Source organism: Arthrobacter sp. PvP103 (assembly GCF_017833075.1).
Lineage (GTDB): Bacteria > Actinomycetota > Actinomycetes > Actinomycetales > Micrococcaceae > Arthrobacter.
Genome location: NZ_JAFIBQ010000001.1, coordinates 3,753,588 through 3,766,664, shown reverse-complemented (window position 1 = coordinate 3,766,664; position 13,077 = coordinate 3,753,588). Strand labels below are relative to the sequence as shown.

The 13,077-nt window shown below is 65.7% G+C and carries 7 protein-coding genes; 3 read left to right on the top strand and 4 right to left on the bottom strand.

Annotated elements, in window-relative coordinates; genetic code table 11:
• Positions 1 to 98 precede the first annotated feature (98 nt).
• The 3 genes from JOE41_RS17280 (at position 99) to JOE41_RS17270 (ending at position 2,116) form a co-directional block, all read left to right on the top strand.
• Entirely contained in the window at positions 99 to 977 is an 879-nt protein-coding gene (locus JOE41_RS17280) for an FAD-dependent oxidoreductase (RefSeq protein WP_209753073.1), read from the top strand.
• 92 nt (positions 978 to 1,069) lie between these two features.
• Positions 1,070 to 1,813 carry a deoxyribose-phosphate aldolase gene (gene deoC / locus JOE41_RS17275; protein ID WP_245200756.1) on the top strand — a complete coding sequence of 248 codons (744 nt, stop codon included), beginning with the start codon at positions 1,070 to 1,072 and terminating at the stop codon, positions 1,811 to 1,813.
• 72 nt (positions 1,814 to 1,885) lie between these two features.
• Positions 1,886 to 2,116 carry a hypothetical protein gene (locus JOE41_RS17270; protein ID WP_011691108.1) on the top strand — a complete coding sequence of 77 codons (231 nt, stop codon included), beginning with the start codon at positions 1,886 to 1,888 and terminating at the stop codon, positions 2,114 to 2,116.
• A 62-nt stretch (positions 2,117 to 2,178) separates the two neighbouring features.
• Here JOE41_RS17270 and JOE41_RS17265 read toward each other — a convergent pair whose 3' ends face one another.
• The 4 genes from JOE41_RS17265 to JOE41_RS17250 all read right to left on the bottom strand — a co-directional run bounded on the left by JOE41_RS17265 (position 2,179) and on the right by JOE41_RS17250 (position 12,952).
• A complete protein-coding gene (locus JOE41_RS17265; RefSeq protein ID WP_209753072.1) occupies positions 2,179 to 3,003 on the bottom strand; it encodes a metal-dependent hydrolase in 825 nt (274 codons plus the stop codon).
• Positions 3,004 to 3,007: 4 nt separating this feature from the next.
• Complete coding sequence (gene mfd / locus JOE41_RS17260; RefSeq protein ID WP_209753071.1) at positions 3,008 to 6,676, bottom strand: transcription-repair coupling factor; 3,669 nt, start codon at positions 6,674 to 6,676, stop codon at positions 3,008 to 3,010.
• Positions 6,677 to 6,802: 126 nt separating this feature from the next.
• The gene (locus JOE41_RS17255; protein ID WP_245200755.1) at positions 6,803 to 7,690 is read right to left on the bottom strand and encodes a BTAD domain-containing putative transcriptional regulator; all 888 of its coding nucleotides are present in this window, start codon (positions 7,688 to 7,690) and stop codon (positions 6,803 to 6,805) included.
• A gap of 411 nt (positions 7,691 to 8,101) precedes the next feature.
• Positions 8,102 to 12,952, bottom strand: a complete 4,851-nt coding sequence (locus tag JOE41_RS17250) for a peroxidase family protein (protein WP_245200754.1) — start codon at positions 12,950 to 12,952, stop codon at positions 8,102 to 8,104.
• Between the last annotated feature and the right edge of the window lie 125 nt (positions 12,953 to 13,077).

The following is a 13,077-nucleotide window of genomic DNA, read 5'->3' as shown; positions in this document are numbered from 1 at the left end:
CAACAACCGGGAAACACCCTCGAAAAACCGTGCGCCTAGGCTGATTCCCATCACCAACCCGGGCCTGGCAAGGGCCTCACCAGCGAAAGGGCCTTCACATGTCCGCTCCGGCACCGTCCATCTCCTCCTCCGCCACGGTCCGGGCGTCGTCCCCGGCACCACGGGTGGTCATCGCCGGCGCCGGCCCCGCTGCACGCGCCCTGGTGGGCCAGCTGGAGAGGTCCCGCTTCGCAGGCGTCATCACAGTGCTCAGCAACCGCGACGACGCCCCGTCCGAGCTCCTGGAACTGGCAGCCCTTCCCCAGGTTTCCGTCCGTTTCGGCCAGCCGGCCAGCTTCATCGATGCCGCCAACCGCATGGTGGCCACCGCGGACGGCATGGAATTCAGCTACGACCAGCTGGTGATTGCCACCGGCTCCGCCCCTGCCCTGGCTCCCGTGGACGGTGCCGGCCGGTGCCTCAGCTACTCCACCATCGACGACGCCGCCCGGATCGGTGACGCCGTCAAGGAAGTCACCCGCGTCCTCGGACGCAGGCCGCTGGGGATCCTTGTGGGAACGGGCCCTGAGGCCGGACAGGCCGAAGCGGTGCTGCGGGCCCGCGGTGTCCGGCCCATCCGCACCACGCTCCGGCCCGCCGCGGTGGTCCCCACCCTGGCGGGTTCGGTGCTCCCCGCCGCCGGGATCGTGTTCGAGGACGGCAGCAGCATGAACGGCGACCTGGTGGTCCTGGCCGAGGAGCGGGTGGCCCGCGACGGCCTGGCGGCGAGCGCCGGCCTTGAGACGGCAGCTAACGGCGGGATCGTGATCGGCAAGGACTTCCGGACGTCCGTTCCGGGAATCTGGGCCATCGGCGACGCCGCCTCGTTCGACGGCGTCCGCCTGGGCCTCCTCGTGGCGTCAGGCTCCGCGGCAGGCGTCTGCGCAGCCCAGCTGATGCAGGCCACGCGGCAGGAACCTGTGCCCGCTGCCGCCTAGCCCCGTTGTGGCAAGATGGTCACCTGAGAAGCCATGAAGAACACGGCGCCTGTTGCCCACAAGGCCCGGCAGGCCCACCAGGAAGGACCACCATGAGCAACGAAGCCACCGCGGCCGGCGTGTCTGAAGCCCCCGCCGGCCCCACAGCCCCCGGGGCCACCGCACCCGGAGAAATAGCCTCCTTCATCGACCACACGCTGCTGAAGCCCGAGGCCAGTGAAGCGGAGATCCTCAAGGTCTGCTCGGAGGCCGCCGAGTACCATTTCAAATCCGTCTGCGTGAACCCGGTGTGGGTCAAGACCGTTACCACCGCGCTCAAGGGTTCGGGCGTCCTGACCTGCTCGGTGGTGGGCTTCCCCCTCGGCGCCACTCCCACCGACGTCAAGGCTTTCGAAGCCCGCGGTGCCGTGCTGGACGGCGCCGACGAGGTGGACATGGTGATCAACATCGCGGCCGCCCGTGCCGATGACAAAGGCGCGCTGGTTGATGACATCCGTGCCGTTGCCGAGGCCGTGCACGGCAGCGACGCCATCCTGAAGGTGATCATCGAAACGGCGCTGCTCAGCGATTCCCAGAAGGTCCTCGCGTGCGAAGCGGCAGTGGAAGCAGGCGCGGACTTCGTCAAGACGTCCACGGGCTTCAACGGCGGCGGCGCCACGGTGGAGGACGTAGCCCTGATGCGCCGCACGGTGGGCCCGGATGTCGGCGTCAAGGCCTCCGGCGGCGTGCGTTCGCTGGCCGACGCTCAGGCTATGATTGCTGCAGGTGCAACACGTATTGGCGCCAGCTCCGGAATTGCGATCGTCAAAGGCGAACAGGGTTCGTCCGCGTACTGACCGGTTCCGGAAGCGCCACAGTTTTTGAGCCCTGCGGGGCGTTTTGAGCCCTGCGGGGCCGAGGAGGAATGAATGTCCAAGACCGTTGATAGCCCCAAGACCCCTCAGAACGAGAACAGCCTCGCCGGCAGCATCGCCGTTTTCGTGGTCATGATGGCCCTGTTCCTCGGCTCCATCTACTCGTTGTCCTTCCTGACGTTGGGCAACCCGTGGCCGATGGCCGTCTGCCTGATCCTCTTCGCCGCTGCGTTCTGGATCCCGCAGACCCTCCTGGGCCGTTCGGATTCGGCCGGCGAGAACTAAGACTTTCGCGTTAAACAGCTGAGGCCCCCGGATCATCCGGGGGCCTCAGCTGTTTAACGCGGTCAGCCCGTGCCGAACAGGCTGTTGACCAGGGTGCTTCCCAGCGCCAGCGCTGCCGGGAAATGTGCCCTGGCCAGCGCCCAGGCCGCCACGCACATCCCCACCATGGCGTAGGCGCTGACGGGAATCAGCACGAGCCACTCGCGCCGGGAGCCGGCCCGTCCCAGCAGCGGGATGGAGAACGCGCCGTTCGCCTTCCACACGTCGTTGAGCACCGGAAGCTTCCGCAGGAACCGGGGCGGCTTGATCACGATCGGCCAGAGCAGGGGCACTCCCCCGGTAGTGATCATGTCGCCGACGATGTGCACAGCCACCCCGGTCAGCATGGAGACGGGAAGCCAGGTCCATTGGTCCGGCGCGAACCAGGTGACCAGTCCGGCCATGGTCAGGGCGAAGAGCCAGTTGCTGATGAAGCCTGACTTGGGGAAGAACTTCAAGGCCTTGGCGGCGATGTTGATCATGAACATGCACAGCAGGCCGGCACCCACTGACAGCAGGCCCCAGTCCGTGTGCAGCTGGAGCTGCCCGGCAATGGTGGCCAGCAGCACGAAGAAGGCAGCGCCGAGCACCGAGTGCGTCCCCTGCCGGTGCCCGCCGCTGGCATTTTCGATCCCCACGGCTATCACGTTGGACAGCGGCGGCAGTGAATTGGCCACGGTGCTGTGCCGGTGGTCCCAGTCGCACACCAGCGCGGTTCCCGCCGTCGCCATGCCGCCGATCAGGATTCCGGTGGCGTCCAGCGGGTACCAGCCCAGGGTGTACGGCCCCGTCGAGGCGATAGCTACCCACGCCGCGGCTCCTGACGCGGCGTGGTGTCCTCCCATCATGCGGCTAACCGACTGCGAGCGGGGCGTCGGAGAAGATGTTCCGGATGACGCCGTTGGCCCACTCCAGGATCTCGGCGTCCTGCAGGTCGCGGCCGCCGATCCGGGCCGTCTTGGGCTTGGGGATGAGCACCGCGTCCAGGGCAGGCTTGGACTGCGAGCCCGGGTACATCCGGGCAAGCCGCATGGTCTTCGATTCGGGCAGCTGTGCCGGGGAGAACTTGATGAAGTTTCCCTGCAGGGCGACGTCGGACAGCCCGGCTTCGCGGGCTCCCACCCGGAAGCGTGCGACGGCGATCAGGTTCTGGGCGGGCAGCGGCGGTTCGCCGTAGCGGTCCACCAGTTCGGCCAGGACCTCGTCGATGGCTTCGTTCGTGAGTGCGGACGCCAGCTTTCTGTAGGCCTCGAGGCGCAGCCGTTCACCCGGCACGTAGTCGTGCGGAAGGTGGGCGTTGACGGGGAGCTCGATCTTCATTTCCGCGGCCTTCTCCTCGGCCTCGCCGCGGAAGTCCGCGACGGCTTCGCCCACCAGGCGGATGTAGAGGTCGAAGCCCACGCCCTGGATGTGGCCGGACTGTTCGCCGCCCAGCAGGTTGCCCGCGCCGCGGATTTCGAGGTCCTTCATCGCCAGCTGCATGCCGGCGCCGAGCTCATTATGCGCTGCCACGGCTTTGAGCCGTTCCAGCGCCACCTCGCCCAGCGGCTTCTCGGAGGGGTACAGGAAGTACGCGTAGGCGCGTTCGCGGCCGCGGCCCACGCGTCCGCGCAGCTGGTGGAGCTGGGACAGTCCGTACTTGTCCGCCCCGTCCACGATCAGGGTGTTGGCGTTGGAGATGTCCAGGCCCGTTTCGATGATGGTGGTGCACACCAGCACGTCGAAGCGCTTCTCCCAGAAGTCCACGATGATCTGCTCGAGGCGGCTCTCGGACATCTGGCCGTGGGCCACCTCCACCCGGGCTTCCGGCACCAGCTCACGGATCTTGGCGGCGGTCCGTTCGATGGAGGACACGCGGTTGTGGACGAAGAACACCTGGCCCTCGCGCATCAGTTCTCGCCGGATGGCCGCGGAAGTCTGCTTGTCCGTGTACGGGCCCACATAGGTCAGCACCGGGTGGCGCTCTTCCGGAGGGGTGGCCAGGGTGGACGTCTCACGGATGCCGGTCAGCGACATCTCCAGGGTGCGCGGGATCGGTGTGGCGCTCATGGCCAGGACGTCCACGTTGGTGCGCATCTTCTTGAGCGCTTCTTTGTGTTCGACGCCGAACCGCTGCTCCTCATCCACGATCACCAGGCCCAGGTCCTTGAACGCAAAGTCCTTGGACAGGAGCCGGTGCGTGCCGATCACCACGTCAACGGAACCGTTCTTGACGCCTTCCGCGGTCTCCTTGGCCTCCTTCGATGCCTGGAAGCGGGACAGCGGCTTCACCCGCAGCGGGAAGCCGGAGAACCGTTCCGTGAAGGTTTCATAGTGCTGCTGGGCCAGCAGGGTCGTGGGCACCAGCACGGCAACCTGCTTGCCGTCCTGGACGGCCTTGAAGGCGGCGCGGACGGCGATTTCGGTCTTGCCGTAGCCCACGTCGCCGGACACCAGCCGGTCCATGGGGATCTCGCGTTCCATGTCCGCCTTGACCTCGTTGATGGTGGTCAGCTGGTCCGGGGTTTCCACATAGGGGAACGCCTCTTCCAGCTCGCGCTGCCACGGGGTGTCGGGGCCGAAGGCGAAGCCCTTGGAGGCCATCCGGGCCGAATACAGCCGGATGAGTTCGCCGGCGATCTCCTTGACTGCCTTGCGTGCCTTGGACTTGGTGCTGGCCCAGTCCGAGCCGCCCATCTTGCTGAGCGCGGGAGTGTCACCGCCCACGTAGCGGGTGACCTGGTCCAGCTGGTCCGTGGGCACAAAGAGCCTGTCGCCGGGGGCGCCGCGCTTGGACGGAGCGTATTCCAGGACGAGGTATTCGCGGACGCCCTCTCCGCCTCCCGCCACCTTCCGCTGGATCAGCTCCACAAAGCGGCCGATGCCGTGCTGTTCGTGGACTACGTGGTCGCCCGCCACCAGCTGCAGCGGGTCCACGGCGTTCCGCCGCTTGGAGGGCATGCGCCGCATGTCCTTCGTGGATCCCGCGGACGTGCGTCCCAGCAGGTCCGCTTCCGTCAGCAGGCCCAGTTTCAGCCCGTCCAGGACAAAACCGCGTCCGACGGCGGCAGTGGTCACCTCGATGATGCCGGGCTGGGGCTCGTGGTCGAGCGAGTCGACCCGGGCGCAGGGGATGTCTGCGTCATGGAACAACTCGGCCAGTCGCTGGGCCGGGCCTGGGCCCTCCGTGGCCACCACAATGCGCCACTGGTCCCGGACGTGCGAACCGATGAACTCCATCATTTCCGCTACGTCCCCCTGGTAGCCGCGGGGCTCCCGGGCGTGCAGGTTGAGCACGTTGATGTCCGGCGTCAGCTCTTCGTCGGTGGCCAGCGAGGTGATGGACCACCACGAGACCTCCTGGCCGAGGGCCGAAGTGCGCGTTTCCGTGAGGGACCGGAAGCTGGCGGAGTGGAGGGCGGCCGAGGCGGCGGAGCTCAGGTCAAGAGGCGCCGTGCCGCCGTCAGAGGCAGTGGACCACGCAGCCTCGAGGAATTCCTCGTTCGTGGCGGCGAGGTCGTGGGCGCGCGTGCGGACCTTTTCCGGTTCGATCACCACGGAGATGGACCCGCCAGGCAGTTGCTCCACGAAGGGAACCATGGCGTCCACCAGCACGGGTGCCAGGGACTCCATGCCTTCCACCGTGATGCCCCCGGCGATCTTTTCGAGCATGTCGGCAGCCGCGGGCAGCTCGGTTTTGAGCGTGGCGGCCCTGGACATCACGGAGGGGGTGATCAGGATCTCGCGGCACGGCGGCGCATGCAGTTCAGTGGGGTGGTGCAGGCCGGGAGATGAGAGGGAACGCTGGTCCGCCACGGCGAACCAGCGCATCTGGTCCACCTCGTCGCCGAAGAACTCCACCCGGATCGGGTGGTCCTCCGTGGGCGGGAAGACGTCCAGGATGCCGCCGCGGACCGCGAACTCGCCGCGGTGGGTCACCATGTCCACACGGGCGTAGGCGGCGTCGGAGAGGCTGCGGACCACGTCGCTAAACGGGGCGTCCTGGCCCACCTTCAGCGTGACGGGCTTGAGGTCGCCCAGACCTGCGACGATCGGCTGAACCACGGCGCGGACAGGCGCCACCACTACGCGGAGCGGCCCTCCGGAGGCCGTCTCCGGGTGGGCCAGCCGGCGCAGCACGGACAGGCGGCGGCCAACAGTGTCTGAACGCGGGGACAACCGTTCGTGCGGGAGTGTCTCCCAGCTGGGGAATTCGGCCACGGAACCGGCCGGCAGGAACGCCCGCAGCGCCGCGGTGAGGTCCTCCGCTTCCCGGCCGGTGGCGGTGACGGCCAGCACCAGGGGTGCCCCGCCGTCGTCGTTGCTTGCCGCCGGGGACGCGCCGTCGCCGGAGTGCAGCGCCGCGAGGCCGTCGGACATCTCCGCCAGCAGCGCCGCGCGCAGCCCGGCCGGCGCACTGATCTGATAATCCTCGCTGCGGGTTCCAAAACTCCGGGACGCTTCAGCCTGCACGCGGGCAAACGTTGTGTCTCCGGCGAGCGCGCGGCGAAGGCCTGTAAGTGACGGGCCGGTGAGGCTCATGGCAGAAGCTCCTGAAATGATCACGGGAAAGCAGGCAACACGAAAACCCGAAATTCGCGAGAATCCCGGGTCTTCCCAGCCTACCGCGACCGCGGAGCCTGCGTGCGATGCCTGTGTACTAGGGCGTCAGACCGCGGCCCGGGCGCGCTGCAGAAAGGAATCAAGGATGCGTCCGGCGTTCTCCCGGGTGAACAAGGGATCCGCGCCGGGTTCCTGTCCGTGGCGGGTTCCTTTCATTGACTCGCCCAGGTACAGCAGGGCAGCCAGTGCTTCTGTCAGCTCCACATCCGCTTCGGCGCGCCGGCGGAGGAGCCGCAGGTGCGCCGCCTGAAGCGCCGGACCCGGCGCGCAGCCCAGGTCCCGGTCGAATATCCTTCGGCACCGGGCGTAGGCAGACAGGCCTTCGGCCGGAAGCCCGGACAGTTCGTAGCCCGTCACCAGCACGGTCCAGGCCCGTTCGTTGAGGGGATCGGATGCCACCGCCGACTGCGCCCAGAACACGGACTCCGTGGGGCGGTTTAGCAGGATCGCTGTTTCTGCGGCCAGGACCTGGGCCTCCACCCGTTCGGCGCTGAGCCGCGTCCTGGCTTCATCGGCCCAGTCGGAGGCCAGCTCTGACCCGAGCAGCGGATCGGCCGATAGCCGCAGGGCCTCCGTCAGCATGGCATACGCGTCCCGGGGATCTGCCTGGCCGGCATCCCGCACCAGCCGGCGGAACGTCCACAGGTCCAGGTCCACCAGCGAGGGGTCCAGGACATAACCGCCGTTGGCCGTCCGGAGCGGGCCGTTCCTGGTGTTCCCCGGCTGGATCGCCCGCCGGATGCCGCACACGTAGCTCTCCAGCGTCGCAGTTGTTCCGCCGCCGGCGCTGGAGCCCCACAGAATTTCTATGATCCGGCTCTTGGATACAGGACTGCCCAAATTCAGCAGCAGGATTTCCAGAATGTGCCGCGGTTTGCATCCGCCCATGTCGGCTGCGGCAAGCATCGCCCCATTGCGCCGGATTTCAAACATTCCGAACAATCGAACAGATATCGATGTTGATAATTCAGGAGTTGTCCCCACGATGCTCTCCAATTTTCCCCACGGAAAACGCCCCATGCGTTTTCCGGCGGGACCAGGCAGCGGTGCGATGCTTCTGGTCCGGCCTTCCAAATCCACCGTGTCACGCTGGATAAGGCCCCACCAAGCGTTCCAAATACCTGTCTTTCCGCGAAAGGAAAAGACGCGTAAATCCCTGGCTGAGCCGGGTATCCCGGCCTCCACAAACACGAGTACCCGACATGTCCTAGCAAGTAATGGGAGTGACTGGAGTGATGCCTGAGTGAGTAGCATACGCAGGTGATAGGGAGTGAAGAATTTACAGTCAAAGGCAGGCCCCAGATGCTCCGGAGCCTGCCTTTGGTTGGTGACCGGGCGCGGGTGCTAGCCGACCGCCCTGTTGCTCATCCGGTAAAGGAAAGCGGCCATCTGGTCGCGGTTAATCTTCTCGCCAGCACGGTAGCTGGCCGTGTTGTTAGCCTCCGGCCAACCGTTGGAGATGCCCTGATCGGCAAGCCACGCTATTTCCTTGTAGAACGTGTGGCTGGTAGGAACATCAATGAACGGAGACGCCGCCGGCGGCGTGTAATCGGTAGTGCCGCTCATCCGGTAGAGGAACGCCGCCATCTGGTCACGGTTGATGGTATCCGCCGGACGGAACGTCGCCGTGTTGTTAGCGCCTGGCCACCCCTGGGAGATGCCCTGATCGGCAAGCCACGAGATTTCCTTGTAGAAGGTGTGGCTGGTGGGGACGTCCGTGAAAGGCGAGACCGCAGGTGCCGTGTAGTCGGTGGTGCCACTCATCCGATAGAGGAAGGCTGCCATCTGGTCACGGTTCACATTGGCCCACGGCCGGTAGGTGAACGTACCGTCCGCTTCAGGCCAGCCCTCGGAAATCCGGCGTTCGGCCAGCCACGCGATTTCCTTATAGAACGTGTGGCTGGTGGGCACGTCCGTGAACGGCGAGACCGCCGGAGGAACAACTACCGGCGCCGTTGGCGTCACTTCGTTGGATGCGGGCGACAGCGGGCTCTCGCCTCCGGCGTTGACCGCACGGACCTGGAAGTTGTAGGCCGTACCGTTGGTCAGGCCCACCACCAGGAGGCTGGTGTCGTTGGCAGGAACACCTTCGATCGTGCGAACCACGGTGGTGCCCGCGCGGACCACGACGCTGAACGAGTCAGCCGGGAACTCACCAGCGGAAGCCGTGAAGGTCACGGTTGCCGTCGTGTTTCCAGCGATGGCTGCACCGATTACTGGGGCGGCCGGAGCCTCGACAACGGGCTCCACCGGTGCCGTCAGGTCCACGGTCTGGTCAGTGAACCGCAACCTCTCAACGTTGGTGATCCGGTCCGTGCCGTCGTCGCCGTTGCCGCCTGTGTGTGCCACGGTGGTGACGCCGCTGACGGTGGTGATGTCGTACTCGTCCATTGCCCCCGAGAACACGGCTGTGTCGATATCGGCTTCACCCGGGCTGGAAAGGATTTCCCGGACGATCCTCACGTTGCCGGGGTCGATGGTCCCGGCCATGATGTCGGCCTGGAGCTCAGTCAGCGAGGTGACCGTCCTGATCTCGGAGCCGTCTGGCCCATCGAGGACGCTCAGCCGGACGTTGAGCCACTTATCGCCGTCGATGATGTCATCGGCGCCGTTACCCCAGATCTGGTCGCTCCCGGAGCCGCCGATGATGATGTTGCCGGCTCCGAAGGTGGTGGCACCTGCAGGCAGCAGGTCGGCCAGGCCGTTGATCCGCGCAATGCCGGCCGCGTCGAGTTCATTGCTCAGGCCGTCCACATTGACCTCGGTGTTGGGAACAGAGGGCACCTCGTCGTCTCCGCGGAGCACGTCATCCTTGTCCCAGCCCGAGAGGGCCTCCACAAGGAGGAAGCGGTCCTTCAGTGCGTTGGGTCCGTCGACGATGATCTGGCGCATGTCGGAATCGGCCGGTTCGACCGAGCGTGCGTGCGTGACCCAGTCGAAACCAAACACGCCGTGGTTCCGTTCGATGCCGGGTCCGGCGACCATCACGTCGTCGCCGCCTTCAGCGTCGTAATCGTCTTCGCCGGAATCGCCGATCAGGACGTCATGGCCCGGAGCGTTGATGTCGTCGAAGAACGGCGCTCCGCTGTCGCCCTGCAGCAGGTCGTTGGAGTTGCCGCCTTCCTGCCAGTCATCGCCGCCGCCGCCGAACACCGCGTCCGGCCCGTCGCCGGAGAGGACCAGGTCGTTGCCTTCGCCGGCGAAGGTCTCGTTTCCGTTGAGTCCGCCGTTGGAGAAGTCGTGGCCCTCACCGGACATGATGATGTCCAGGCCGGGGCCGGCGTCGATCGCGTCATTTCCGGGCCCGCCCTTGAGGACGTCGTCACCGTGCGAGTCGGTAATCCGGTCGTTGCCTTCGCCGCCAAGGACGACATCGGCGCCATCGTTGCCTTCGATGATGTCGCTGCCGTTGTTACCCCAGAACGTATCGTTGTCGATGCCGCCCCAGATCCGGTCGTCGAGCCCTGTGCCGTTGAAAGTGGACTGGGCGTTGAGGCCCGGACGATCCACCGAGTTGCTGGCGCGGTACCGGATGGTGCCGTCCGCCATCCTCATGAGCAGCGCGGATTCGTCGCAGGCGGAGGCCGGGTCGTCGGCGACGGAATTTCCGGTGCTTGCCGATATGCGGCTGAGCTCGAACTCGCAGTCAGCCACGCCGAAAACATCTGCCTTGAGGGCTTCCGCATCCGTATTGCGCATGATGAGCTCGGCCAGCGAGTTGCCTTCCAGCTGTGTGCGAAGGTTCAGCCCTGACGTGCGGGACAGGTAATACATCCGGTCCCCGTCCTGGAGGTCCGTCATCTGGCGTTCAAAGATGTAGTTGAACGTCGAGCCCAGCAGTCCGCCGAAAAGGTTCTGGCGTTCCGCAAGGCCACCAACCCAGAGATCCACGTTGTCCAGGCCGGTGGGGTCTGTTGCCCAGGCTCCGGCGCTGTTGACGAACTCAAAAGAGTCAGCAGGGGTCAACGCGTCCGTCGTGTCCATGTCGAACAGCCGCTGCGCTGCAGCACGCTTGTCAATGATCGACGTTGCGGCCGTGATGGTCGGGTGGGAGCCGTAAGCAGCCATGAAGTTCACCACGGACTCCGGGTGCTTCAGGTTCTGGCCAAAATCCACCCAGCTGGTGTAGGGCTTCAGCGAGGACTCACCGGTGCTCGCGTACAGCTGTCCGCGGAAGTTGTTCAGGGACGGGATACCCGTATCCCGACCGCGGGCCAGGTTCAGCGAGGCAAGGTCCAGCGGCAGGCCCAGGACGTTGTTCCGTAGCGTATCGGTGACGAATTCGTCGAGTTCGGCACCCACCTGGTCCGTCATGCCCATGGCGATGGCGCCAGCGGCCTGCTTCGGAGTCAGCGTGCCGGCCGTGCTTTCGTAGTACGCCGGCGGGTTGAGGAACGCGTCCAGCAGCGGCATCCCGATGTCCGTGCCATCGTTCATCTTGCGATCAACGGTTTCCGTGAGCATCGAGTGGCCGAACCGGTACGTGGCATGGGCGAACTCCGCCTTGATCGCTGGATCAATGCCGGTGTCCGACTGCGTAAAGACATTGAACCCGTTGATCCCGGGCTGGATCTTGCGGGCGAAGTCCTCGAACACGATGTGCTGGTACTCCATCTCGGTCACGTAGCGTGCCGCCTGGAACAGCCGCTCACCATTCCACTGGCCGTTGGGGAGCTTCCATTCGTTGAGGTCCAGATTTTGTGATGTGAGAAGGTCCTCCATATAGCCCACCAGGCGGTTGTGCTCGGAGTGGAACACCTGGTGGATCGCCGTCAGGCCGATGTTCTCGTTGACGCGGCCGTCGCCGGCGATGAAGTGCTTGTCCAGCATCTCGTCGTCGTAGCGGCCCGCAGGACGCGGCAGGTTGACGTCATTGACGTCGGCGTCATCGTCCGGCTGCAGCGGGGCACCGGTCTGGGAGTTGAAGGGGGCCGCGTTGTGGCCGATGTCGTCCAGGAAGGCGATGCCGATCCGTTCCACGTTGGCAGGGGGAGCCACCGGGGCGGCCAGGTTTCCTTCCACGCGCCCGGTTGCGGTCTCGTACTGCGGGAGTCCGTTCGGCCCGCGCAGGAAGCGGCCGTACTGGTCGGTCGCCAGCTTGGGGACATCTGCGACGTCAACGTCGGACAGTTCGAGCCCGAGCATCGTCCGGGCCTGTTCCTTGATGTGGGCCCACGTTGCCATACCGCCCGGTTCACCCTCGATGAGTTCGCCGGTGGAGACAGGATCCCCGTTTTCGTCGAGCGTGTATTCGCGCAGGAACACCTGGTGGGACGAATGCGAGGAGTAGGTCTGGCTCTGGTCCACCCACGGCGAGTCGGTGTTGGTACCGTTCTGCTCGTCATCGGCTGTTCCCAGGACGCCGTCAGGACCGGGCTGGTTCTCGGCCCGGCTAAGCAGCATGAAGTTGGTGCGGCCGCCCGGGACGTAGAGCGGATCGTCCTCCGACAACGGCATCATGACGTAGTTCTTGGTCTTCTTGGTGAAGTCCACGCCGTGGTCGAAGAACTGGCCGAACAGCGCGAACATGCCGTTATACGGCGGGGAGAGACCAAAGTCCGTGGTGACGTTGGGAATGTCCAGGGTCTCCCCCTCTGGCACGCAGTTTTCCGGGAGTCCGTTGCCGTCGCAAGGCACAGCCGTGGGCCCGTCATTAACCGTGCGATGGGCCTGGCCCGCCGCGGCTACGGCAGCCGGGTTGGTTGCGGTCTGGTCCACAATGACGTTGCTGACGAAACGCGGGCCGTTGTCAGTGACGTTAGCGTTGACGGACTCGTAGCTCTGCCCGCCGGACGACGTGCGCCATTCCGGGTCCGACAACCGGGGGAACTCACGGCTGGCGGAGCCGTAGCCGCTTTGGCCGGCCACCAGGTTGTTATCCGTGCCGTCCACCGTGCGGAGACCATAGGGGAGCAGGGGGCTGGCAATCTGGTTCGGTCCGTTACCCAGGAGCGGCTGGCCGGGAACATCATTTCCCTGCGCATCCTCTTTTGTCGCATTGTTTTCGGCGATTTTGATCTGCTTGAGAATGAAACGCATATCGCCGGCATTGAGTGTGAATCCCTGGCCCGTCGGGGCCGCGGAGACCGCTGGTGCCAGCACTGACGGGACAACTCCCGCTCCGATCAAAAGGGCCAGCGCGCCCGCAGTGACTTTGCGAGTTACAGCTGGGGCTGAAGCTTTCGAACGGGGCATGTTGACCCCCTTACGGGACTTACGATGTTTAGCCATGACTTTCCTCCATCGAGTTCATACCGGCTCCCCCCTCAACGTGGTCGCTCGGTTCACTGGATGGCCCCAGCATCGATCAGCGGCCTTTG